Origin of the sequence: Streptomyces sp. B15, assembly GCF_018070605.1 — a bacterium.
Lineage (GTDB): Bacteria > Actinomycetota > Actinomycetes > Streptomycetales > Streptomycetaceae > Streptomyces > Streptomyces smyrnaeus.
The window spans coordinates 1-22,691 of the sequence record NZ_JAGPXJ010000003.1; the positions used below are offsets into that span (position 1 = coordinate 1).

The 22,691-nt window shown below is 72.0% G+C and carries 20 protein-coding genes and 1 pseudogene; 7 read left to right on the top strand and 14 right to left on the bottom strand.

Going from position 1 to position 22,691, the window contains the following annotated elements; translation table 11 throughout:
- The 3 genes from KBY19_RS02525 to KBY19_RS02535 form a co-directional block, all read right to left on the bottom strand.
- On the bottom strand, positions 1-437 hold a 437-nt coding region (locus KBY19_RS02525), incomplete at its 3' end, for an acyl-CoA dehydrogenase family protein (protein WP_210965052.1).
- Positions 438-444: 7 nt separating this feature from the next.
- Positions 445-1,614 carry an acyl-CoA dehydrogenase family protein gene (locus tag KBY19_RS02530; RefSeq protein ID WP_210957248.1) on the bottom strand — a complete coding sequence of 390 codons (1,170 nt, stop codon included), beginning with the start codon at positions 1,612-1,614 and terminating at the stop codon, positions 445-447.
- A gap of 90 nt (positions 1,615-1,704) precedes the next feature.
- Positions 1,705-2,895 carry an amidohydrolase family protein gene (locus KBY19_RS02535; RefSeq protein WP_185017308.1) on the bottom strand — a complete coding sequence of 397 codons (1,191 nt, stop codon included), beginning with the start codon at positions 2,893-2,895 and terminating at the stop codon, positions 1,705-1,707.
- Positions 2,896-3,068: 173 nt separating this feature from the next.
- Between KBY19_RS02535 and KBY19_RS02540 the strand changes: the two genes are divergently transcribed.
- Entirely contained in the window at positions 3,069-4,688 is a 1,620-nt protein-coding gene (locus KBY19_RS02540; protein WP_210965053.1) for a class I adenylate-forming enzyme family protein, read from the top strand.
- 92 nt (positions 4,689-4,780) lie between these two features.
- Here the strand turns inward: KBY19_RS02540 and KBY19_RS02545 are convergent, their stop codons facing one another.
- Positions 4,781-5,161, bottom strand: coding sequence for an STAS domain-containing protein (locus KBY19_RS02545; RefSeq protein ID WP_180289671.1), 381 nt, complete (start codon positions 5,159-5,161; stop codon positions 4,781-4,783).
- A gap of 390 nt (positions 5,162-5,551) precedes the next feature.
- Here KBY19_RS02545 and KBY19_RS02550 point away from each other — a divergent pair, with 390 nt between their 5' ends.
- A complete protein-coding gene (locus KBY19_RS02550) occupies positions 5,552-6,124 on the top strand; it encodes a sigma-70 family RNA polymerase sigma factor (protein ID WP_099882069.1) in 573 nt (190 codons plus the stop codon).
- On the top strand, positions 6,121-7,452 hold the full coding sequence (locus KBY19_RS02555) for an anti-sigma factor (RefSeq protein ID WP_210965054.1): 1,332 nt from the start codon (positions 6,121-6,123) through the stop codon (positions 7,450-7,452). The genes KBY19_RS02550 and KBY19_RS02555 overlap by 4 nt, the downstream gene beginning before the upstream one ends.
- A gap of 130 nt (positions 7,453-7,582) precedes the next feature.
- On the opposite strand, the gene purU is transcribed toward KBY19_RS02555, so the two are convergent.
- The 5 genes from purU to KBY19_RS02575 form a co-directional block, all read right to left on the bottom strand.
- The gene (purU, locus tag KBY19_RS02560) at positions 7,583-8,482 is read right to left on the bottom strand and encodes a formyltetrahydrofolate deformylase (protein ID WP_185017311.1); all 900 of its coding nucleotides are present in this window, start codon (positions 8,480-8,482) and stop codon (positions 7,583-7,585) included.
- Between the two features lie 90 nt (positions 8,483-8,572).
- A complete protein-coding gene (locus tag KBY19_RS02565) occupies positions 8,573-9,073 on the bottom strand; it encodes a hypothetical protein (RefSeq protein WP_099882075.1) in 501 nt (166 codons plus the stop codon).
- Positions 9,074-9,140: 67 nt separating this feature from the next.
- Positions 9,141-9,518: a hypothetical protein gene (locus KBY19_RS36130; protein WP_247690539.1), complete on the bottom strand. Its 378-nt coding sequence runs from the start codon at positions 9,516-9,518 to the stop codon at positions 9,141-9,143.
- Positions 9,519-9,663: 145 nt separating this feature from the next.
- A complete protein-coding gene (locus KBY19_RS02570; RefSeq protein WP_247690540.1) occupies positions 9,664-11,163 on the bottom strand; it encodes a hypothetical protein in 1,500 nt (499 codons plus the stop codon).
- Positions 11,164-11,344: 181 nt separating this feature from the next.
- On the bottom strand, positions 11,345-12,736 hold the full coding sequence (locus KBY19_RS02575; protein WP_099882077.1) for a transcriptional regulator: 1,392 nt from the start codon (positions 12,734-12,736) through the stop codon (positions 11,345-11,347).
- A 396-nt stretch (positions 12,737-13,132) separates the two neighbouring features.
- Between KBY19_RS02575 and KBY19_RS02580 the strand changes: the two genes are divergently transcribed.
- Together KBY19_RS02580 and KBY19_RS02585 are read left to right on the top strand one after the other, a co-directional pair.
- Positions 13,133-13,858: a bifunctional DNA primase/polymerase gene (locus tag KBY19_RS02580; protein ID WP_210965055.1), complete on the top strand. Its 726-nt coding sequence runs from the start codon at positions 13,133-13,135 to the stop codon at positions 13,856-13,858.
- 219 nt (positions 13,859-14,077) lie between these two features.
- Positions 14,078-14,455 carry a hypothetical protein gene (locus KBY19_RS02585; RefSeq protein ID WP_099882079.1) on the top strand — a complete coding sequence of 126 codons (378 nt, stop codon included), beginning with the start codon at positions 14,078-14,080 and terminating at the stop codon, positions 14,453-14,455.
- A gap of 72 nt (positions 14,456-14,527) precedes the next feature.
- Here the strand turns inward: KBY19_RS02585 and KBY19_RS36135 are convergent.
- From KBY19_RS36135 to KBY19_RS02595, 3 genes and pseudogenes are all read right to left on the bottom strand, one after another.
- A pseudogene (locus tag KBY19_RS36135) lies at positions 14,528-14,932 on the bottom strand (IS630 family transposase); the annotation flags it as partial.
- A gap of 125 nt (positions 14,933-15,057) precedes the next feature.
- Positions 15,058-16,026, bottom strand: coding sequence for an alpha/beta fold hydrolase (locus KBY19_RS02590; RefSeq protein ID WP_099882081.1), 969 nt, complete (start codon positions 16,024-16,026; stop codon positions 15,058-15,060).
- A gap of 545 nt (positions 16,027-16,571) precedes the next feature.
- Positions 16,572-17,267, bottom strand: coding sequence for a metal-dependent transcriptional regulator (locus tag KBY19_RS02595; protein ID WP_099882083.1), 696 nt, complete (start codon positions 17,265-17,267; stop codon positions 16,572-16,574).
- A gap of 226 nt (positions 17,268-17,493) precedes the next feature.
- Between KBY19_RS02595 and KBY19_RS02600 the strand changes: the two genes are divergently transcribed.
- A complete protein-coding gene (locus KBY19_RS02600; protein ID WP_221505989.1) occupies positions 17,494-18,336 on the top strand; it encodes an SIS domain-containing protein in 843 nt (280 codons plus the stop codon).
- Here the strand turns inward: KBY19_RS02600 and KBY19_RS02605 are convergent.
- Both KBY19_RS02605 and pdxH read right to left on the bottom strand, forming a co-directional pair.
- Positions 18,327-19,928 carry a PAS domain-containing protein gene (locus tag KBY19_RS02605; RefSeq protein WP_210965110.1) on the bottom strand — a complete coding sequence of 534 codons (1,602 nt, stop codon included), beginning with the start codon at positions 19,926-19,928 and terminating at the stop codon, positions 18,327-18,329. The two genes, KBY19_RS02600 and KBY19_RS02605, sit on opposite strands and share 10 nt — an antisense overlap.
- A 519-nt stretch (positions 19,929-20,447) precedes the next feature.
- Positions 20,448-21,074 (bottom strand): pyridoxamine 5'-phosphate oxidase, encoded by a 627-nt coding sequence (gene pdxH / locus KBY19_RS02610; RefSeq protein ID WP_099882088.1) that lies wholly within the window; start codon positions 21,072-21,074, stop codon positions 20,448-20,450.
- Between the two features lie 525 nt (positions 21,075-21,599).
- Between pdxH and KBY19_RS02615 the strand changes: the two genes are divergently transcribed.
- A complete protein-coding gene (locus KBY19_RS02615) occupies positions 21,600-22,691 on the top strand; it encodes a citrate synthase 2 (protein ID WP_099882090.1) in 1,092 nt (363 codons plus the stop codon).

The window sequence follows — 22,691 nt, forward strand, 5'->3', positions numbered from 1 at the left end:
CCGTACCCCTCCCCCAGCGCCAACACTGCGCCTGCCGCGTCCAGGTGCTCGACCAGCGGTGCCGCCCCACAGTCCGGGCGCGGCCCCTCCTCCAGCGCTGTCACCACCACCGAACCGTCCGCCGCCCCCGCCACCAGCCCCGTGCCGCCCGCCAGGTGGCTCGCCACCAGAGGGCCGGGCAGCAGCACCCGTCCCGCCTCCTCGAACAGCAGCACCGCCTCGGGCAGGCCCAGGCCGACACCGCCCGCGCTCTGCGGCGCCCGGAGCGCGAACAGCCCCGCCTCCCCCAGCTCGCGCCACAGGCGGCCGTCGACGACCTGCTGTTGCTCGTCGCCGTCCACCGCGGCCCGCAGCGCCTCGCGCCCGAAGCGCGCCGCCAGCAGTTCACGCATACCGCGCCGCAGCGCCTCCTGGTCCGCTGTCAGCCTGAAGTCCATCCGGCCCTCACCGCCCCCTCGGCAGGCCGAGGATGCGCTCGGCGACGATGTTGCGCTGGATCTGCGAGGTGCCGGCGGCGATGGTGTACGAGAGGGAGGACAGCCGCTCCAGTGCCCACTCCTGCGACAGCTCCAGCGACGCGGGGCCCAGTACCGCCGCAGCGGTCTCGTACAGCTCCTGCCGCGCGTGCGAGTAGCGCAGTTTGAACACCGAACCGCCCACTCCTGGGGCGCCCGTGCCGCCCTGGCGCAGTCCGTGCGCGGCCTCGCTGACGTTCCACTGGATGAGTCGCCACAGTGCGCTGAACTCCGCGTTCAACCGTCCCAGCCGACGACGCACTGTCGCGTCGTCCCAACAGCCGTTCCGCTGCGCCCGCCGTGCGAGCAGCCGCAGGGTGCGACGGCAGGCGACGACCTCCGCGACGAAAGCGGTGCCGCGCTCGAACGAGAGGGTCACCATGGTGACGCGCCAGCCGTCGTTCTCGGCACCGACCCGGTTGCCGACCGGCACCCGCACCTCGTCCAGGAAGAGCTCGGCGAACTCCCGCGAGCCGGCCAGCGTACGCAGCGGCCGTACGGTGACGCCGGGCGCGTCCATGGGCAGGGCGAGCCAGCTGATGCCCCGGTGCCGGGGCGCTTCCGGGTCCGTACGGACGAGCAGTTCGCACCAGTCGGCAACCTCTGCGTGCGAGGTCCAGATCTTGCTGCCGGTCACCACATAGGTGTCGCCGTCGCGCACCGCACGGGTGCGCAGTGCGGCCAGGTCGGAGCCGGCGTCCGGTTCGGAGAACCCCTGGCACCACACCTCCTCGCCGCGCAGGATCGGCGGCAGCCAGCGGGCGCGCTGCCGCGGGGTGCCTTCGGCGGCGATCGTCGGCCCGGCGTGCAGCAGTCCGACGAATCCGGCGCCGACGTAGGGGGCTCCGGCCGCCTCCGTCTCCTCCAGGAAGATCAGGTGCTGGGTGGGTGTCGCGCCCCGGCCGCCGGCGTCCTTCGGCCAGTGCAGGCCCGCGTATCCGGCGTCGTGGAGCCTGCGCTGCCAGTCCATGTCGTAGGCGCGCCGGGCCGGCCAGTCCAGCGGGTCGGGACGGGGCGGCAGGGTGGGCAACACCTCGGCGAGCCAGGTGCGCAGCCGCGCCCGGAACTCCTCTTCCTCCTGCGTGTACGCCAGTTCCATGGCCGCTCCCTCACGCCGGGCCGGTGCCCCTCACCGCAGGGGGTCTCACTGCACGGGGCCTCGCTGCGGGGCCTCGCACCAAGGGGTTCCTCACACCAGGTCGAGTTCCAGCATGCGGATGGCGTTGCCGCGCATCAGCTTGTGGACGGTCTGTTCGTCCAGTCCCCGCACATGGTCCAGTGCGACCTGTTTGGTGTGCGGGAAGGTGGAGTCGACGTGCGGGTAGTCGGTCTCGAAGGTGGCGTTGTCGCGGCCGACCGCATCCAGTGCCGCCACCCCGTGTTTGTCGCGGAAGAAGCAGCAGAAGATCTGCCGGTAGTAGTAGGTGGAGGGCGGCTCGGGGATCAGATCGCGCACGCCGCCCCAGGCGCGGTGCTCCGCCCATACGTCGTCGGCGCGCTCCAGGGCGTAGGGGATCCAGCCCATCTGTCCCTCGCTGTAGGCGAGCTTGAGGCGCGGGTGCTTGACCAGGACGCCGCTGAAGAGGAAGTCCATCATCGAGGCCATGGCGTTGTTGAAGGACAGCGACGCCTGCACGGCCGGGGGCGCGTCGGGGGAGGCGGCGGGCATCTGGGAAGAGGAGCCGATGTGCATGTTGACGACGGTGCCGGTCTCCTCGCAGACGGCGAAGAACGGGTCCCAGCGGCCGCTGTGGATGCTGGGCAGCCCCAGATACGTCGGGATCTCGCTGAAGGTGACGGCCCGCACGCCGCGTCCCGCGTTGCGGCGTACCTCGGCGACGGCCAGGTCGATGTCCCACAGCGGGATGAGGCACAGCGGGACGAGCCGCCCGCCCGAGTCGCCGCACCACTCCTCGACCATCCAGTCGTTGTAGGCGCGTACGCAGGCCAGCGCGACCTCCTTGTCGTGCGCCTCGGCGAACGTCTGCCCGCAGAAGCGGGGGAAGGTGGGGAAGCACAGCGACGCCTCCACATGGTTGAGGTCCATGTCCTTGAGGCGTTCGGCCGGATCCCAGCAGCCGGGGCGCATCTGGTCGCGGGTGATGCCCTCCAGTGTCATCTCGTCCCGGTCGAAGCCGACGGCGGCGATGTTGCGCTTGTACGGGAACTTCAGGTCCTCGTAGATCCACCAGTCGGTCGGTGGCCCGTCCGGGTCCATGGTGATCCGGTACTTGCCGCCGACGTACTCCAACTCGCCGATACCGGCGGTGAGCGGCTTGGGCCCGCGGTCCCGGTATTTGGCCGGCAGCCAGGTCTCGAAGAGGTGTGCGGGCTCGATGACATGGTCGTCGACGCTGATGATGCGCGGTAGTTCGGTCACGGGCGTGGCCCCCTCGCCATACCGTTTTTCTGATGCCCCGTCAGAAAGAGGCTAGCCCCGCGCCTCTGGACCGACAAGGCGTCGCCTTCTACGCTTCCCGCACCATCTGACGCTCCGTCAGCTCGTCGCGGGCGTCCCGCAGGCGGGAGCCGAGCAGAACCGAGGGGGCCGGCATGTCCACCGAAGACCGAGGGGCCGGGCGCGACGAATCCGAGGGTGGCGCGACCGCGGTCGCACACCAGCTCGGCACCTCGCGCACCCTGTGGGAGCTGGTCGTACGACGGGCCGAGCTCAGCCCGGCAGCGCCCGCGCTCATCCAGGCCGCCGACAACCCGGACGACGACTCCTGTCTCACCTTCGGCGAACTGCGCACCCGTGCCGAACGCACCGCCGCCGGACTGCACCGACAGGGCGTGCGCCCCGGGGACACCGTCGCCTGGCAACTGCCCACCCGTATCGAAACCGTCGTCCTGTCCCTGGCCCTGGCCCGGCTCGGCGTACGGCAGACGCCGCTGATCCCCGGCCACCGGGAGCGCGAAGTCGCCCTCGCCCTGCGTGCGACCGACGCCGCCTGGTACGTACACCCCGGGCAGTGGCACGGCACCGACTACGCCGCGCTGGCCGACCGCGCCCGGAAGCCGCACGAGCCCGCCTTGCGCACACTCCTCGTCCACGACTCCCTCCCCGACGCCGACCCCGGCTCCCCCGTCCCGCTTCCACCGCCGCCCGACGACGGGACGACAGTGCGGTGGATCTACTGGACCTCCGGCACCACCTCGGAGCCGAGCGGAGTGCGCCACACCGACCGCGGCCTCATCGCCGGCGGCTCCTGTCTGGCGCACGCACTGCGGCTGCGCCCGGACGACGTCGGCTCGATCGCCTTTCCCTACGCACACATAGGCGGTCCCGACTACCTGGTGATGCTGCTGCTGTACGGGTTCCCCGCCGTGCTGTTCGAGAAGTTCGCACTGCCGGACGCGCTGGCGGGCTACCGGCGCCACGGAGTGACCTCGGCGGGTGGCTCGACCGCCTTCTACTCGATGTTCCTGGCCGAACAGCGCAAGCACCCCGGGGAGAAGCTGCTCCCCACCCTGCGGCTGCTCGCCGGCGGCGGCGCACCCAAACCCGCCGAGCTCTACCACGAGGTCGTCACCGAACTCGGCTGCCAACTCACCCACGGCTACGGCATGACCGAAGCCCCGATGATCACGATGGGCGACCCCGACGACGCACCGGAACAGCTCGCCACCACCGAGGGACGCCCGCCCGCGGGGATGGAGATCCGCATCACCGCGCCGAACGGCGCACCGCTGCCGCCCGGGAGCGAGGGCGAGGTCCGGCTGCGCGGCGAGGCGGTCTGCCAGGGCTATCTGGATCCGGACCGGACCGCCGCGGCCTTCGACACAGAGGGCTTTCTGATCACCGGAGACGTGGGGCACTTACGGGAGAGCGGGCACCTGGTGCTCACCGGCCGCACCAAGGACATCATCATCCGTAAGGGCGAGAACATCTCGGCCAAGGAGATCGAGCAACTCCTCTACGAACATCCCGGGGTCGCCGACGCGGCCGTGATCGGGCTGCCCGACCCGGAGCGGGGGGAGCGGGTCTGCGCCGTCGTCGAACAGCCGGAAGGTGCGCCACGGGTCACGCTCGCCGAGCTGACCGCACATCTGCGCGGGGAGGGGCTGGCCACCTACAAGCTGCCCGAGCAGTTGGAAGTGCTGGAGGCGCTGCCGCGCAACGAGACGCTGCGCAAGGTGCTCAAGTACAAGCTGCGGGAGAGATTCGGCTGACCGGCGGGTTGCGGCCTTCGCGGCCGGTCCGGGGCCCCTCGGCGGCCGGCCCGGTCGCCCCTCACGCCGGGAGAGGCCCGGCCCGGGGCGGCTCAGGCGGTGAGAGGACCCGTGGCGGTGTGCGCCTCGGTGGCCGTGGCCAGATCCGGGTAGCAGTCGAAGAGCCGCCGCACGCCCAGCGCCGCGAGCACCCGGTTCACATGCGAGCCGTCCTCGGCGCCGCGTGCGGGCAGGATCAGCCGCAGCCGCCCCGCACAGGACCGCATCAGCCGCCGCGAGGCGATCAGGACACCCACTCCGCTGGAATCGCAGAAGAGGACATCGGACAGATCGAGCACCAGGCTTCTGCGTCCCTCGGCCACGGCATCGTGCACATGCTGCCGCACGGCGGGTGACGTGACCAGGTCGAGCTCACCGGAGACGCGGAGCACGGCCCACCCGCCCCGCTCCTCCTCCAGCACCTTCAACGACACTCCCCGCAACCCCTTCGTCGATCGCCCACAACAGTCGGCTGCCCCGGCCCACCCCTCCAAAACTGCTCCCAGGGAAACGACCCTATGCGGTCGGGCGGTATTACCCAGGGGAACCTGCGAGAACTTGTGGTCACGCCCCCATAACGCTCGGCAGCTCACACCTCTTGCGCCCCTTCCACCTCGTCCGAACCGAGCTCTCCGTGACGAAATCTGCACCCTGGGCAACCATTCCGGGGCGCGCGTTGCCTCAAAAGGGGCGTGCGTTGTCAGCGGCTCGCACTACATTCGAGGAGTTGACGGGCATCACAAGAGGCGGAAGGGACCGCCGACAGCGGCACCGCCGACCGCGGACCGGAAGCGGACGGCGGAACCGAGGGGCTGGGGGCCACCATGGCGAACGACACACCACCGCGCTGGGACCGGAAGATGCAGCAGCGGCTCGCGCGCGGCGAGGCCGCGGCGCTCGGCGAGCTCTACGACCGCTTCGCCTCCCTCGTGCACGGCCTCGCCTACCGGGTGCTCGACGACGAGGAGGCCGCAGACAGGGCCACCCGGGACGTCTTCGCACAGATCTGGGAGAACCCGCACACCTTCGACCCGCGGGAGGGCCCGATGCGGTCGTGGATAGCGGAGCTGACCCAGCGGACGGCGACCGGCAGGCTGCGGCAGCAGCAGCGCAGCGCCGGCCCCTGCTCGCCGGAGCAGGCCGAACGGTTCGAGGAGCAGGTCCGTACGGCCGCCACCGCGGCACGCGCCGACTACATCGTCACCTCCATGCCCTCCTCACTGCGCGCCGCGCTCGAACTGGCGTATTTCGAGCGCCACGACTACCGGCAGACGGCACGCAGCCTCGGCGTCACCGAGGACGAGGCCCGCCGCCGGCTGCGGCTCGGGCTCCAACTCCTCTCCTCCGCCATGACGCGGCCCGCCATGACACCGCCCGGCGCGGGACACCGTCCATGAGTACGCCACCGACACCACCGACACCGCCCGGCCCGGGGCGATCCACCGGGCCGGGACCGGGCAAGCCCTCCCCGACGACCGGCACCGCCGAAGCCGCACCGGAAGGCGAACTACACGACCACCGGATCCTCACCTCGCTCCTCGGCGCCTGGGCGCTGGCGGCCTGCTCCGCCGAGGAGACCGCCGCCGTCGAAGCGCATCTGACCGACTGCGCACCCTGCGCCGAGGAAGCACTGCGGCTGCGTGACGCGGTCGGACTACTGCACGCCGAGGACAGCCTCGATCTCGACCCCATGCTGCGCTCCCGCGTCCTCCAAGGCTGCCTGGACCGCCGCCCGGCGCGTATACCGATGCCCACCTGGGCGGCCCCCTACGACGCGGAGACGGCCCGGCTGGACGCACTGCTGCGCGACATGGCCGACGCGGAGTGGCGCGCGCCCGTACAGCTGCGCTGGTTCGACGGCGACCGGCAGACCACCCGGGAGACGACCGTGGCCGGCGTCATCGGCCATCTGCTCGCGGTCGACGGGCTGGTGGCCGCCGGTATCGGGCTGCCCGATCCGCTGCCCGCCGACGCCCTTCCCACCGGGTCCCGTTCTCCCCGGCCCACTTCCTCCGGAGCCCCCTTCTCCGGAGCCCCTTTCTCCCAGGCCCGCCGCGGCGAGCCCGGCGCGGACCCGCAGACCCGTACGGAGATCTACTGGGCGCTGGAGGACGGCGGGCACCACACCCCGGCAGTCCGCGAACCCTGGCGGGAGCAGAGCCACGCCATGATCCGCGACGTGTCGTTCCTCGCCGCGGACGACGACAGCGGCTCCGGTCCGAGCGCCGCACGCAACCGACTCGTCTCCTACGGGAACTTCTCGCTGCCGCTGCGCGACGCGTTCCTGGACCGGGCGTTCGAGTGCTGGATGCACGCCGAGGACATCGCGGAAGCCGTCGACTACCCGTACGGGCCACCCGGCCCCGCCCATCTCAATCTGCTGGTCGACCTCGCCGCCCGGCAGTTGCCCGGCGCGCTCGCGGCCCGTCGCCGCACCGGGCTCGCACCGCCGCCCCACGGCCTGGCCGCGGCGGGAGCGCCCGGCCGGACCCTGCACCTGGAGGTCGAGGGCAACGGAGGGGGCGACTGGTACATCCCGCTCGACTCCCCCGGCGCCCGCGCCTCCCCGGAGGGCAAGGTGGCGCACATCGCCCTGGACGGTCTGGAGTTCTGCCAACTCGCCGCAGGCCACGTCCCGCCTCTGGAAGCCGCCGCGGGGCAGGACGGAGACCTCCAGGCCGTCCGGGACGTCCTCTACGCCACCGCGTCCCTGTCCCGGCTCTGACCCGGCCCCGAGGAGTCGGCGGCACCAGCGGGCAGGAAGCGACACCAGCGGGCGGGAAGGGAAGGGCCGGTGCTCGCGCGGACATGCGAGCACCGGCCCTTCCGCCCGGTCGGGCCGGGACCGCTGCCGGTCAGGTGAAGACCACCGTGCGGTGGCCGTTCAGCAGGACGCGGTGCTCGCTGTGCCACTTCACCGCACGCGCCAGGGCCTGGCACTCCACGTCGCGCCCGACGGCGACCAACTGCTCGGGGGTGACGTCGTGGCCGACCCGTTCGACCTCCTGCTCGATGATCGGCCCCTCGTCGAGGTCGGCGGTCACATAGTGCGCCGTCGCGCCGATCAGTTTGACGCCGCGCGCATGCGCCTGGTGATAGGGCTTGGCGCCCTTGAAGCTCGGCAGGAAGGAGTGGTGGATGTTGATGATCCGCCCGGACAGCCGCTTGCAGAGGTTGTCGGAGAGGACCTGCATATAGCGGGCCAGAACGACCAGTTCGACCTGCTCCGCCTCGACCAGTTCCAGCAGCCGTTCCTCGGCCGCCGCCTTGGTGTCCTTCGTCACAGGGATGTGGTGGAAGGGGATGCCGTAGGAGGCGACCAGCTCCGCGAAGTCGGTGTGGTTGGAGACCACGGCGACGATCTCGATGGGCAGGGCCCCGATCCTGGAGCGGAAGAGCAGGTCGTTCAGGCAGTGCCCGAACTTGCTCACCATGAGGACGACCCGCATCTTCTCCTCGGCCCGGTGGATCTGCCAGTCCATCCGGAAGGAGTCCCCGACGGCGGAGAAGCTGGCCCGCAGCTTCTCCAGGGTGGTGTTGCCGGTGAAGTGGACGCGCATGAAGAAGAGCCCGGTGTCACGGTCCCCGAACTGCTGGCTGTCCTCGATGTTGCAGCCCGTCATGAACAGATAGCTGGAGACGGCGTGCACGATGCCCTGGTTGTCCGGGCAGGAGAGAGTGAGGACGAACTGACCCGCCTGTTCGCTTTCGGCGACTTCAGCGGGATTGTCGGGGGCGGGGTGCGACTGGCTCATGACCTCAAGATTGGCACATCGCGGCAGGTGCCCCGCACCAGCGCTCCCGGCCCCGGCCCCCCGGCCGGTCGGTGGCCACGGGTGGCCCCCTCACACCGTCCTGAGCATGATCGCCAGGACCTCCAGCGAGCGCGGGGGCTCGTCCGGGTCCTCACCGTCGTTGCCGGCGAGCAGCACATGCGCCTCCCGGGCGGCTCGTACGGCGTCCGGCCACGCCGGGTGCTCCAGGTAGGAGGCGACCGGGGCGTCGGCGCCGACCTGATGCATGATGCGCAGTACCCGCAGCACGGCAGCGTCCACGAGCTGGGCTTCCTGCGCGTCCCGGAAGATCGTTCCGACGTACTTCTCCGCCGACCAGTTGTCCAGCCAGGTGTCCTCGACCAGGCGGTAGACGGCATCCGTGACATCGCCGTATCCGGGGAGTCCGGCCAGCCAGCACTCGTGCTGGAAGGTCTGGTCGGAGAGCATGTGCAGCGCGGAACGCACGTTGCTGCGCCAGCGCCACCAGGGCACGTCGTTGACAGGCATGCCGCCTATGGTGGTGGAACGACGGCCACGTCGGGAAGACTTCACGGAACCTGCTTGCTGCATGGTGACCGACCCTACGTTCCGGGCGCCGGCCCCCGGGCGCGGGCCCCGGCTCCCCCGCCGGACCCGCTCACAGCGAGCCGTACGGCCGCTCTTCGAGGCCGTACTTCTTCGCCGTCGGATTCCACAGCCGTGCCGCCTTCTTCTTGGCGATGGTCGCCGAGCCGCTGGCGCGGTTGCCCGCCGCGAGCTGCTTGGTCGGCTTCGCCTTGCCCTTGTGGCAGCCCTTCTTGCGCGCCGCCTGATCCGCCCAGGCCGCGTAGTGGGTGTCCGCAGAGGCCGAGGACCGCCAGGCGCTCTTGAGCGCGGAGTTCAGCTCCGCGCTGTCGGGGATCCGGTCCGTCTTCAGCTCGCCGAGCCGCCGCACCAGGCCGGTGCGCTGCTTGGCCGCGGCCCGCAGGTCGGCCGCCGCCTTGCCCAGCGACTTGCAGGCCCGGATGTTCTGCACGGAACGCACGACGGCGGAGCGGCTGTTGTTGCTGTCCGCCAGCAGCGCGTCCAGCTTCTTGGCCTGCGCCTCGGCGGGATCCGGCGCCGGGGACTCCTCCCCCGCCGGCGCGCTCGACGGCTTCGGGTTCTCCTCGGACGAACCGTCACCGCCGTTCGCGAGGAGAAGGCCGACGACCAGGCCGATGGCCGCAGAGGCCGACCCCCGCCAGACCGCCGCCTATCAGCAGCCAGGGAGGCGTTCTGCGCCGGCCCCGGTCGGCATCGCGCCGCGCCGCCCGGCCACCGACCTGCGGCTCGTACTGCGAGGAGCCCGGCTGCGGGTAGCCGTAGCCGCCACCGCCGCCCTGGGGACCCGGCGGCTGCTGCGGATAGCCGTAGCCGCCCCGCTGGGAGCCCGGCTGCGGATAGCCGTAGCCGCCGCGCTGGGAGCCCGGCTGCGGGTAGCCGTAGCCGCCACGCGGTGGCGCCGGCTGCTGCTGCGCCGCCTGGTCGAAGACGGGGAGGCTCTGGGTGGAACCCGGTTCGTCGCTGCCCGCCTGCCCCGGGGCCCCCGACCGCGGGGCGTCGGACCTGAAGAGATTGTCGAACTCCGGCAGCGGCCGACGCTCACCCGGCTCCTCGGCCCCCTGCCCGCCCCCGGTGGGGGCGCCGCCCGCGGCGGACATCGGCGGGAGCATCTGGGTCGCCTCGGAGTCGTTTCCCACGCCGCTGCCCACGCCGCTGCCCACGCCGCCCGCCATGGGAGGCAGATACTGCGTGGCCTCGCTGTCGGCGCCCCCGCCCACCGGTCCGGCCGGCTGCTGCGGCGGCAGCAACTGGGTTCCGTCGTCGGGGCCGACGGAGCCTCCGGGCAGCGGCTGACCCGTCGGGAACGGCGGCAGCATCTGGGTGGCGTCGCTGTCACCGACACCACCCTGCGGGGCGGCGGAGGAGGAAGGGGGTGAAGGGGGCGAGGCCGGCGGGGCGGTCGGCGGGGCCGGCATCGCATGCCGCCCCGGCCCGGCGGGCCGTGCCGCCCCGTACGGCTCCGGCGCTCCGACACCCGGACCCGGCTGCCCGTACGGGTCGGTGGACGGCATGGCGCCGGGCAGCTGCTGCCCGTACGCGTCCGGCTCGGGCCGGGCGTACCCCGCCGTGCTGCCGGACGGCATCGCACCCGGGCCGTCCGGCAGCGGCATCGGACCAGGACCACCGGGACCACCCGTGCCCTGGGGACCGCCAGGACCGGTTGCCGGGGGCAGCGGTCCAGCACCCTCGGGCGTCGGCGGCGACGGTGGGTGCGACGGGCGGGCCGGAGTGCCCTCCGGAGGGAGAGGCAGCGAACCGGAGGGGGCGTTCTGCTGGGGGGCGCCCCAGTAACCCGGACCGCCCTGCGGGGCGCCGCCGGGCGCGGTGCCGTCGCCGTGCGCGGCACCCTCGGCCTGGGCCGCCTCGGAACCCGGCCCCCAAGGCCGGCCCCACGGCTGCCCGACAGGGGGCTGTACGCGGTCGCGTTCGGACTGGACCTGGCGCTGCTGCTGAGGAGTCCAAGGGTCGCCGTTGGCAGGCAGCACGACCCCTTCGTACGGGGTCGTGGAGGCGGGCAGGGCGTCACCGGCGGAGCCGGAAGTCCCGTCCTGTCCGCGTCCGTTGTGCGTTGTCACCGAGACTCCTCGTTCGCATGGCTAGCGGAAGCGTCGGCTCACGCTACCGGGTCACGCCAACGGGGGACCACGCACCCAGATGTGCGGACACCCTTCCTTCACCTCATGTCGAGATGAAGCCCCCGGAAGAGGAGGTTTCCGGCATATCTCAAGGGCCGTGGCACTCGGCCACTCGGATTCCTCACGCCACCGCAGCCAGCCCCAGACTCTCGTGGAACTCCCGCACCACCGGCTCGTCGCGGTACGGCTCCAGCCGCTGCCGGAAGTCGTCCAGATACTCCGCGCCCCGGTCCGAGCGCAGACCGGCGAGCAGCTGTGCCGCCTGCCCGCCCGTGTGGCAGGCACGCTCCACCTCGCGCTGCTGCACCTGCGCGTCCGCCAGCAGGAAGAGCCCGATCGCGCGCCGCCGCGCGCGGCCCTCCGGGTGCCCGGTGACGGCCTCCTCCGCGCGCGCCGCCGCGCTCTCGGCCTGGCCCAGGTCGCGGTGGCAGTGGGCGAGCTCGTCCGCGAGGTAGGCGCGGTCGAAGTGCGCGATCCACGGCGGATCGTCGCCGGAGTCGGCCGCCGCGTCGGCGCCGTCCATCGCCGTCAACGCCCGGGTGACGGAACTCTGGCAGGCACGCGCGTCCCCCATCAACGCATGCCCGCGCGCCTCCGCGGCGTGGAACATCGCCTCGGCGCGGGGCGTCACCTGCCCGCGCGCCCCCTCCTGCGCCGCACGCGCCAACTGCGCGATCTCGCGCGGGTTGCCGAGCGAGGCGGCCAGATGGCTCATCCCGGCGGCCAGCACATAGCCGCCGTAGGCGCGGTCCCCGGCCGCCTGCGCCAGTCGCAGCGACTGGATGTAGTAGCGCTGCGCCAGCCCGTGCTGACCGGTGTCCACAGCCATGTAGCCCGCCAGTTCGGTCAGCCGGGCGACGGTGGCGAACAGCGACCTGCCGACCGCCTCCCTGTACGAGCCCGCGAGCAGCCCGGAGACGACACTGTTGAGGTAGTGCACCACCACCGGGCGGATATGGCCGCTGCCGTAGCGGTGGTCGAGGTCGGAGAGCGCCTCGGTCATCGCCTGCACGGCCGCCACGTCCGCGACACCCACCTGGGCACCGGAGGAACGGGCGACCTGGTGGTCGGGCTGCGTGATCAGCCAGTCCCTGCTCGGCTCGACCAGCGCCGAAGCGGCCACCGTCGAGCCCGTCAGGAAGTCTCTGCGGCCCACGTCGCTGCGCCACAGCTCGCAGACCTGCTCGACCGCGCCGACGACCGTCGGCGCGAACTGGAGGCCCACACCTGAGGCGAGGTTCTTGCCGTTGGCCATGCCGATCTCGTCGATCGTCACCGTACGGCCCAACTTGCGGCCGAGGGCCTCGGCGATGATTCCAGGAGCCCGGCCACGGGGTTGCTGGCCGCGCAGCCAACGCGCGACGGAGGTCTTGTCGTAGCGCAGGTCCAGCCCGTGCTCCGCACCACACATGTTGACGCGGCGGGCCAGGCCCGCGTTCGAGCACCCGGCTTCCTGGATGAGCGCCTGCAGACGTTCGTTGGGCTGCCTCGCAACGAGGGGCCTGGCGGCCATGCGATCCCCCTCCGTGGTTTCCGTGCTGAAGACCCGGCATGATCACTGCACTTCGCGCTTTTGCGGTGCGCGCCTTTGCGGTGCGCGCCTTTGCGGTGCGCGCCTTTGCGGCTTGCGGTGCGCGCTTGGCGCCTTCGCGCTTGGTGCGTTGCTCGGCGCATATGCCTGTGATTCCTTGCAAACCCCGCCCTTCGCAGCACAATGCACCGGAGAGGGACTACCCACCCAAGACCGCTCTTCTGTGCACGCGCCCCCACACATGCCACGATGCGCCGTTCCGAGCGCGGGCTGCCCCCTGCGCAGCGAAAACAGCGAGTGCACGGGGGGTGCATGCGCCGTCGCGCCTCGGACCGCCCCGTTCCGCCCCCGTAACCCCCGCGAGGGGTAAAAGTTGTGATGGTCGTGGAAGAGACCATCACCTTTACCTCTGGAGTGACAACGAATACCTCTGGAGCAGCCACGGATGCGCGTCTGCCCAAGCAGCGCGGTGCGGCGCAGGCGCCGCCTGCGCCGCCTCTCGAACACGCGGTGCGCTACACCCAGGAGCGGGCCTGGGACGTCTTCCCCGGCACCTGGCTGGAGACGGTGGACGGCGTCCCGCGCTGCTCCTGCGGCGACCTCGCCTGCCCCGCGCCCGGCGCACATCCCACGCGCGCACGCTGGGCGGACGAGACGACGGGGAGCGCGACAACCGTGCGCCGGTTGTGGGCGACCGAGCCGCGCGCCGCCGTCCTGCTGCCGACCGGCCGCGCCTTCGACGCCCTTGAGGTCTCAGAGGCCGTCGGCTGCCTGGCACTCGCCCGACTGGAACGGATGGCCCAGCCGCTGGGGCCGGTCACCTGCACGCCGGACGGCCGGATGCTCTTCTTCGTCCTGCCCGGCGTCGCCGCGAAGGTTCCCGCCACCTTGCGCCGGCTCGGCTGGGCGCCCACCGCGTTGGACTTGCGGGGCAGGGGCGTCGGGGACTGGGTGGCTGCGCCGCCTACCCGCGTCGGGGCGCGGGGGGCTGTGCAGTGGGCGCGGGAGCCCAATGCGGCCAATCGGTGGCTGCCCGATGTTGATGAGCTTCTTCCTACTCTCGCCTACGCCTGCGGGAGGGAGCCGAAATTGCGTTGCCGGTGACGCCGGTGCGGGCGGAGTGGCACCACTCGACCCGCAGGGTCGCCACCGGCCGAATTGGGGGCAGTAGGCGGATCCCACGTACATCAATAGGGGGCCGAAGTCGCGGCAGGGGGTCCTAGGGGGGCGAAGCCCACCCAGTGCTGTGACCGGGATGGTTCACCGTGATCGGAAGGCGGCTCGCGGGACGAGCGCACGCGAGACGGCTGGTATTACTGGGGCATGCAGGAAGAGATTGCACGCTCCGCGATCGACACGTTCATCTCCGCGTTCAACGCCTCGGACGACATTTATGTGACTGCCCTGCTCTCCCAGGCTCTGACCTCGGACGTGGTCTTCTGGGGGCCGTTGGGTCGCAGCGAAGGAATCGCGGCGGTCGAGCGGTTCGTGCTGGACATTCGGCGCCACCCGGCAGGGACCGGCACGATGGTGCGCTGCTCGGCGGTGGACATGCCTGACGAGTGGGCCCGGTACCAGTGGGTCTTCACCACGCCGGATGGAGGTCCCCGCCTGGCGGGAACGGACGTCGTCCATTTGCGGCGGAGCCTCATCGACCAGGTCATCGTCTTTGCGGGGGAGATCGAGCCGTCCGCCTCCTGAGTCGTTCCTCTGTCGCTGTCCTTCTCGTGAACTTGTCCCTTTCGGTACTCCGGGGCTGCGGTTCGCGGTCGGTCAGGCTGCGGCGTTGAGGGGGCGTCCGCCGCAGCGGATGCCCTTCTCGCTGCGGGTGCGGGCATGTTCCTTGCGTTGGGCGGCAAGTACGTCGGGATGGGCGTTGGCGTTGCGCCAGCGCAGGTAGCGGCGCGGTGAACTGCCGCAGCGGGCAGAAGTGGGCCTCGATCGGGTTGGCCCGAGATGTGCAGGTCCGGGTGAAGCACAGCTCGGCCTTGTTCTTCTTCGCCCAGCGGCGGATGTCGGCGCCGGTGATGTAGATCGGGGCGCTGTCGGTCGGGCGGCGTGGATCGACTTCAGCGCGGCCAGGGTGTTGGCGGTGCCCTTGCGGCGGCGGTTGACGCCCCACAGGCGGTCGTCGCCCACGGAGTAGCAGCCGTGGAAGTAGGTGACGCCGTGGGTGCGGTCACAGCACTAGCGGGGGGCGTTGGGTGGGGCCCTCCCGGCCGAAGGTCGGGGGCGCAGCCCCCGACACGACCCCTCGAACACGCAAGAGGGCGTGCCCCCACGACAGGCGGGGGCACCAGCCCTCACGGGGTTGCCCCGGGGGGCGGCGTGCCCCCCGGGAGGGTGAGGGTGGCTTGGAGGAAGGGTTCTACGACGCGACGCCAGTCGTCGGGCTGGTCGTAGTGGATGAGGTGACCGGCCTCGGTCACCTCCGCGTAGATCCCCCGCGGCAGCACCCGCACCATCTCCTGGGCCTCGGCGCGGCCCAGTTCACCGTCGAGTCCGCGGACGACGAGGGTGGGGCAGCGGACCTGGGCCAACTCGTCCCAGTGCGCGTCGTGCACCCACGCCTCGCGGACCCGCATCATCACTTCGGGTGAGAACGTGGGTCGCCAGCCGTCCTCGCGTTCGGACATCACCTCGGCGAAGAACTCGCCGCGCGAGGGGCGGGAGCGCTCCAGCGCGGGGTCGTCCTCGCCGAACCATCTGCGTACGTCGGCGAGGGTCGCGAAGGGGACGGGCCAGGACTTGAACCACTCCTCCCATTCGCGCTGGGACTGCTCGCCGAGTGCCGAGGCGCGCATGTCGCTGATCACCAGGGCTTGGACGAGGTCGGGGCGTTTGGCGGCGAGTTGCCAGGCGGTGAGTGCGCCCATTGCATGGCCGACGAGCGCCACCGGGGCCAGTTCGAGCTGTTCGAGTGCGGCCTCCGCGTCGGCGACGAACGCCTCGCGGTCGTAGCGTCCTTCTTGCGGCTTGTCGCTGCGGCCGTGGCCGCGTTGGTCGAGGGCGACGGCGCGGTAGCGGTCGGCGAGCCAGCGGGCCGTGCCTGCCCAGTGCGAGGCGCGGCCCATGAGTCCGTGCAGTAAAAGCACTCCGGAGGGCTTGCGGCGCTGTGTGTCGGTCCGCCGTCCGGAGCCGGGGGCCTGCTCCGTCGCGCCTGGCGCGGCGACGCCGGCCAGGGCTTCGGGACCGGCCTTGGGCGGGTCGGCGAACTCCCAGGCGGCGAGCCCGAGTCCGTCCGCCCCCGTCACATCGATCCGTCGCACCATGCGTCGTGACACCCCCACTCCTGTGACCGCCGCGTCAGACTATCGAACCTTTATTCGAACAGCCGGTTCTCACGGCGAATACCCCACCTTCGAGTGACAACGCTGTGGGGTTGCCCGCCGTCCCCCGGGGGAGACAGGAACCGGGAGGGCGGCAGACCTTGAGAGCTGGGGGCTCGGGGTCGCGGGGGGGGGACTTGGGGTGTGGGGGCTCCGGCGGCCGAACGCGCGGGAGCCCCGGCTGCTCACCCACCCGACGTGGGGCGGTGCGGGGCCCGCGGAACACAGCATCGATGGCTCCCCTTCCGCCGGCAGCAGCGTCGCACGGCACGCACATGGCCGCTCGTGTTCCGGCAACTCTGGTACGGCCTGAAGAATTTGGGAAGACGCCCACGCGCGTGGGCGCTCACCGAAGGCCGCGGCGCGCCTACGGACGCCGGGGCGGCCGTCGGCACGCCGGGGCGCACTCGGCCGTCCCCGGATACGGAACGTGCTGGCAGGTGACGCGGTTCCCCGATCTGCTGGGGGCAGGCCGGTCGCCGCGGGCGTCAGCGCTTGGCCACGAAGACGTGCGCGGCGATCTCCGTGCCGAGCTCCGCCGCCTCGCCGCTGCTGCCCACCTGGACGCCGCCCGCGGCGCCCGCGTTGACGCTGACGACCGCGCCCGGCTGCACACCGGCGCGCCGCAGGGTGTACATCAGTTGGGCGTCCATCTGGATCGGCTCGCCGATCCTGCGGACCACGACGGTCTTGCCGTCACCGTCCGTCTCCACGTCGTTGAGGCTGACCAGGCCTTCGCCCAGGAACGGGTCGGCCTCCGCCTTCTCGCCCAGCTCTTCGAGGCCGGGGATGGGGTTGCCGTAGGGCGACTCCGTGGGATGGCGCAGCAGGTCCAGCACGCGGCGCTCGACCGCCTCGCTCATCACGTGCTCCCAGCGGCACGCCTCGGCGTGCACCTGCTCCCACTCCAGTCCGATGACGTCGACCAGCAGGCACTCGGCCAGCCGGTGCTTGCGCATCACGCGGGTGGCGAGCTGCCTGCCGTCCTCGGTCAGCTCCAGATGCCGGTCCCCGGCGACCGTCACCAGCCCGTCCCGCTCCATCCGGGCCACGGTCTGGCTGACCGTCGGACCGCTCTGGTCCAGGCGCTCGGCGATGCGGGCTCGCATCGGGACCACACCTTCCTCCTCAAGCTCCAGGATGGTGCGGAGATACATCTCCGTGGTGTCGATGAGTCCTGACATTGCGTAGCCCCTAGTCAGTTGTGCGGTGGCCCTGGAAGCAATTCTGACGCATCGCACCGACAACCGCCCCGACCCGACCGCGAGCCGGTGGCCGCGGCTGCGGCCCGCCGGTTGACAGGAGAGGGTCCGGACCCCACCGTGAGCGCGGTACTACGGAACGGAATCGGGTGCGGCGCATGTCCGCGGGCGTCACCCGGTCCGCGGTGACGGATGCGAAGGGCACGCGATGGGTGAGCAGGCCGAGAGGGCTGAGCAGGACGGGAGGGCTCAGCAGGACGGGAGGGCTGAGCAGATCGAGGGAGCTGAGCAGGACGGGAGTGCGGACAGGACGCCGGCCGGGGAATTCTTCGACGCCGCTGTCGCACTGCTGAAGGAGGTCCGGGACGGCGAGGCGGCCGGCATCGAGGCGGCGGGCAAACTGCTCGCCGAGACCATCGCCGACGGGGGCCGGATCTTCGCCTTCGGCGCGGGCCACTCCTCCCTCCCGGCGCAGGACACCGTCTACCGGGCGGGCGGGCTCGCGGTGATGAACCTGCTGAACGTCCCCGGCGCCGTCGGGGTCGACGTCACCCCCGTCACGCTCGGCAGTGCGCTGGAGCGGGTCTCCGGGCTGGCGGCGGCAGCGCTCGACTCCAGCCCGGCGCGCGCCGGCGACGTACTGATCGTCATCTCCCTCTCCGGCCGCAACGCGCTCCCTGTGGAGCTGGCCCTCAACGCCCGGGCGCTCGGCCTGAAGGTCATCGGCGTCACCTCGGTCGCGTACGCGGCGCAGACCCGGTCACGGCACACCACCGGCACCTTCCTCAAGGACCACTGCGACATCGTCGTCGACAGCCGGATCGCCGTCGGTGACGCCGAACTGACCGCCGAGGGCGTCGGAGCGCCGTTCGCGCCCGCCTCCACGGTGGTGGCGAGCGCGGTGATGCAGGCGATCGTCGCCACCGCCACGCACGAGCTGGTACGCCGGGGAGTCGAGCCGCCCATGCTGCGCTCGGGCAACGTGGACGGCGGACACGACTGGAACGCGCAGGTCATGGACGAGTACGCGGACCGGATCTTCTACCGCTGATCTCCCTGCAGCGCGACCGCCAGGTCGGCCGCCGCCGCGACGTGTGCGGCGATCTGCTCCGCGTAGTCCGCGTCCTCCCTGTCGAAGGGGCGGCGGCCCGCGTCGCGCAGGAAGGTGACGACGCCGAGCGAGCGGCCCCGGCAGCGCAGCACCGTGCACAGCCCGTGCACGGTGCCCTGCGGCCACTTGCGGGTCCGTGCCCACTCCACGGCGTCCGGCCCGCGCTGCTCGCCGCTGCTGGCCCGTACGGATGTGCAGCGCTGGTACGCCTGGAGCGCCGGATGGCCCTCCGGGTAGGCGACGGGAATGCCGCTGGCGGTGCCCGGTTCGATGAACGGCGGCCGACCGCGCTCGACGGCGGGCGCCAGCGCGGCCCGCACCAGCCGCGGGTCGCGGGGCGGCAGCGCGTCCAGCGAGGCGTCCCGGGTGCGTGAGGGCTCGGGGCCCGGCTCGGCCACCAGGTCGAGCAGCGCGTGGTCGGCGAAACCGGCCAGCGCGAACTCCAGGTGGAGGCAGGCGGCCTCCATCGGGTCCGCGCACTCCGCCGCGGCGCGCGCCGCGCGGTGCAACTGGCCGTCGCGGAAGCGCAGCCGGGCCGCTTCCCGCTCGGTCCGCTTCTGCGCGGTGACGTCCTGGAAGAGCCAGGCGACTCCCAGCGGCACGGGCTCCTCCGCCAGCGGTGACGCCAGCCGCAGGAAGCCGCTGCGCCAGCAGCGGCGGCGCGCCGACTCCGTGCCGACGGTGGCCGCCTCGGCCTCGTCGGCGCCCGCTCCCGCACCGGCTGCGGGGCGGCTCCGGCCGTTGGGGTCGGCGGTCCCGGGGTCGGTGTCCGCCCGGTCGCTGTCCGCGCGGTCGGCGGGCGCGGTGTCGGCGGGCGCGCGGCCCGCAGCCATGCGGTCGCTGTGCGGGCGCAGCGTCACCCATATCTCGGCGGGCGCGGGGGGTGCTCCCTCGCCGAGCACGTGCTGGAGCGCGCCCTCCAGTTCCTCCATGCCCTGCTCCAGCAGTTCGCCCAGCGGGCGGCCGAGCATGGTGGCACGGGCCGGCACCCGGAAGGCCCGGGCCGCGTAGGCGTTCACGACGGTGGGCCGCAGATCGGCGTCGACCAGGACCACGCCCCAGGAGGCGTCCTCCAGCAGTGCCTCGCTCAGCGCGATGCAGCGCTCCAGGTCGATCTGGGCGTGCACTTCGCTGAACGCGCAGTAGACGCCCTTGGGGCGACCGTCGGCGCCGCTGACTCCCGAGGACTGGTGCGCATCCAGCACCCGCCCGCCGTCCTTGGTCAGCAGCGCGAACTCGTGGACCTGCCGGCCGGGCGAACGCATCGCGTCGAGCAGCCGGCCCTCCACCTCCTCGGCGTCGGCCGGGCGCACCGCCCAGCCGGCCAGACCCTTGCGGCCGACTGCCTCCTCCTGCGTCCAGCCCAGCATCCGCTCGGCCTCGCGGTTCCAGTGGGTGACCACGCCGTCGGCGTCGAAGGCGCACAACGCGGCGTCCATGCCGTCGAGCAGCGCGGCGAGCAGGAGTTCGTCGTCGGGCCCGCCGTCACCGTCCGAGGACGACGCGGAATGGGTTTCGGATCGAGCCGCCACCTCGGCGCCCCCCTTGTTGCCTCGTAGCCCCTGTTGCCCTGTAGGCCTTGTTGCCTCGTAGGCCTTGTTGCTCTTGTTGCTCTTGTTGCTCTTGTTGCTGTGCGTAGTTCTTGTTGCTTTGCCCGTCTGTCGCGTGCTGTCCGCATCACGATCGTCGCTGAGCGCCACGGAGTGTGTACGGATCATTCAACTCGAACGTGACCCAGCACACAGCGAGTTCCCCGAAATCGTTGTCGCCCCGAAATTCGCCGAAATTCCTTTGCCGCCCACCGGGGCGGTGCCTACGGTGTGGAGCACACAGGAAAGGAGGTGATCCGGCTGATGATCAATCACCGGACGTGTGAGGTGGCTGCGGCCTGAGGCCGACGCCACTAGCGTGACGCCGGTTCGCCGGCCAATCCACAGCAGTCACCCGGCCCGTGGGCTCGTCGGACTCGTCCGACCGACGCCGTCCGCCTCCGGCGGAGGGAGTCGCCCACGGGCCGTTTCCTGTTCGCGCCCGTGACGGGCGCGGTCAGCTCAGGGGCAGAGCCGTTCGATCTCCCAGTCGCCGCTCGCCGCGAGGCGGTAGCGCAGCCGGTCGTGCAGCCGGTTCTCCCGGCCCTGCCAGAACTCCACCGTCTCCGGCCGCACCCGGTAGCCGCCCCACTGGGCGGGCGCCGGAACGTCCTCCCCCTCCGGGTAGCGCTCCGCCAGCTGTGCGTACAGCCTGTCCAGCTCTTCCCGGGAGGCCACCTTGGAGGACTGCTCGCTCGCCCAGGCGCCGAGCTGGGAGCCGTGCGGGCGGGTCCGGAAGTAGGCGGCCGTCTCGTCGCGCCCGGTGCGCTCCGCCGTACCGGCGACGATCACCTGGCGGGCGATGCCGTGCCAGGGGAAGAGCAGCGAGACGTACGGGTTCGCCTCGATCTCCCGGCCCTTGCGGGAGCCGTAATTGGTGAAGAAGACGAAACCGCGCTCGTCGTAGCGCTTCAGCAGGACGGTACGGGAGCTGGGGCGGCCCCGCTCGTCGGCGGTGGAACAGACCATGGCGTTGGGCTCGTGCAGTCCGCTGGCGGTCGCCTGGGCGAACCAGAGCGCGAACTGGGCGAAGGGGTCGGGCGCCAGCCCGCTCTCGCTGAGCCCTTCGTCCCGGTAGTGGGCACGCATCGCGGCGGGGTCGAGAGTGGTCGGGTCCGTGGGGGTGGCGGCAGCGGCGGTTTCAGCGGTCCCGGCAGCAGCGTCGTCAACGTCATCGGCGTGAGGCACGCAGCCATCTTGCAGCATCCACCCCGGTCCCGGTCGGACAGTCTGCCCGGTGGACCCCCTGCGCACACCTGCGGGCCCGCAATCGGCCGCTGTGCCTCATCTCACCCTCCCGTGCAGGTGCCGGAACCGACAGAATCTGACCCCGAGAGCTGTGGCAGCCGTACACCAGCGGCTATCGTTGCCGCTCCGCCCGACAGCGTGCTCCAGGCCACAGGCAGCGGAGCGTGACCACCGACCGGGGCGGGCATGACCGAGGTGACGGCCCGGTCCGTGAGCCGCGAGAAGCCGGCAGCGGAACCGTTCGCCGCGCCCACACAGCATGCGCAGCATGCACAGCAGACCACGCTGCCCCGCGCAGCCCACCACCAGCAGGTCGTTCCGCCCGTCAGGCACCGCTCTGACGGCACATCACGAGGGAGCCGCCAGATGTCCGACTTCGTACCCGGGCTCGAGGGAGTCGTCGCGTTCGAGACGGAGATCGCCGAACCCGACAAGGAAGGCGGCTCGCTCCGCTACCGAGGGGTGGACATCGAGGACCTGGTCGGCCAGGTGTCGTTCGGCAACGTGTGGGGACTGCTCGTCGACGGGGGCTTCAACCCCGGCCTGCCGCCCGCCGAACCGTTCCCCATCCCGGTGCACTCCGGAGACATCCGGGTGGACGTCCAGTCGGCACTCGCCATGCTCGCTCCCGTCTGGGGCCTGCGGCCGCTGCTCGACATCGACGAGCAGACCGCCCGCGACGACCTGGCGCGGGCCGCCGTCATGGCGCTCTCCTACGTCGCGCAGTCCGCGCGCGGGCAGGGCCTGCCGATGGTGCCGCAGAAGGAGATCGACAAGGCCGACACCGTCGTCGAGCGCTTCATGCGCCGTTGGCGCGGCGAACCCGACCCCAAGCACGTGGCCGCCGTCGACGCCTACTGGACCTCCGCCGCCGAGCACGGGATGAACGCCTCCACGTTCACCGCCCGTGTCATCGCCTCCACCGGCGCGGATGTCGCGGCGGCGCTCTCCGGCGCGGTCGGTGCCATGTCGGGGCCCCTGCACGGCGGCGCCCCGTCCCGGGTCCTGGGCATGATCGAGGAGATCGAACGCACCGGCGACGCGGACGCCTATGTGAAGCGCCAGCTCGACCGCGGTGAGCGGCTGATGGGCTTCGGCCACCGCGTCTACCGCGCCGAGGACCCGCGCGCCCGCGTGCTACGGCGTACGGCCAAGGAACTGGGCGCCCCCCGCTACGAGGTGGCCCTCGCCCTGGAGAAGGCCGCCCTCGCCGAGCTGCGCGCCCGCCGCCCCGACCGGGTGCTGGAGACCAACGTCGAGTTCTGGGCCGCCATCGTCCTCGACTTCGCCGAGGTCCCGGCGCACATGTTCACCTCGATGTTCACCTGCGCCCGCACCGCGGGCTGGTCGGCGCACATCCTGGAGCAGAAGCGCACCGGCCGCCTGGTGCGCCCCTCGGCCCGCTATGTGGGGCCGGGGCCTCGCAACCCCCGCGAGGTGGACGGCTACGCCGGCTGA

Excerpts from the sequence above, each read along its gene's own strand:
- KBY19_RS02530 (WP_210957248.1), bottom strand. The coding sequence starts at position 1,614 with ATGGAACTGGCGTACACGCAGGAGGAAGAGGAGTTCCGGGCGCGGCTG.
- KBY19_RS02540 (WP_210965053.1), top strand. The coding sequence starts at position 3,069 with ATGTCCACCGAAGACCGAGGGGCCGGGCGCGACGAATCCGAGGGTGGC.
- KBY19_RS02550 (WP_099882069.1), top strand. The coding sequence starts at position 5,552 with ATGGCGAACGACACACCACCGCGCTGGGACCGGAAGATGCAGCAGCGG.
- KBY19_RS02555 (WP_210965054.1), top strand. The coding sequence starts at position 6,121 with ATGAGTACGCCACCGACACCACCGACACCGCCCGGCCCGGGGCGATCC.
- purU (WP_185017311.1), bottom strand. The coding sequence starts at position 8,482 with ATGAGCCAGTCGCACCCCGCCCCCGACAATCCCGCTGAAGTCGCCGAA.
- KBY19_RS02565 (WP_099882075.1), bottom strand. The coding sequence starts at position 9,073 with ATGCAGCAAGCAGGTTCCGTGAAGTCTTCCCGACGTGGCCGTCGTTCC.
- KBY19_RS02575 (WP_099882077.1), bottom strand. The coding sequence starts at position 12,736 with ATGGCCGCCAGGCCCCTCGTTGCGAGGCAGCCCAACGAACGTCTGCAG.
- KBY19_RS02580 (WP_210965055.1), top strand. The coding sequence starts at position 13,133 with ATGGTCGTGGAAGAGACCATCACCTTTACCTCTGGAGTGACAACGAAT.
- KBY19_RS02585 (WP_099882079.1), top strand. The coding sequence starts at position 14,078 with ATGCAGGAAGAGATTGCACGCTCCGCGATCGACACGTTCATCTCCGCG.
- KBY19_RS02590 (WP_099882081.1), bottom strand. The coding sequence starts at position 16,026 with ATGGTGCGACGGATCGATGTGACGGGGGCGGACGGACTCGGGCTCGCC.
- KBY19_RS02595 (WP_099882083.1), bottom strand. The coding sequence starts at position 17,267 with ATGTCAGGACTCATCGACACCACGGAGATGTATCTCCGCACCATCCTG.
- KBY19_RS02600 (WP_221505989.1), top strand. The coding sequence starts at position 17,494 with ATGGGTGAGCAGGCCGAGAGGGCTGAGCAGGACGGGAGGGCTCAGCAG.
- pdxH (WP_099882088.1), bottom strand. The coding sequence starts at position 21,074 with ATGCGTGCCCACTACCGGGACGAAGGGCTCAGCGAGAGCGGGCTGGCG.
- KBY19_RS02615 (WP_099882090.1), top strand. The coding sequence starts at position 21,600 with ATGTCCGACTTCGTACCCGGGCTCGAGGGAGTCGTCGCGTTCGAGACG.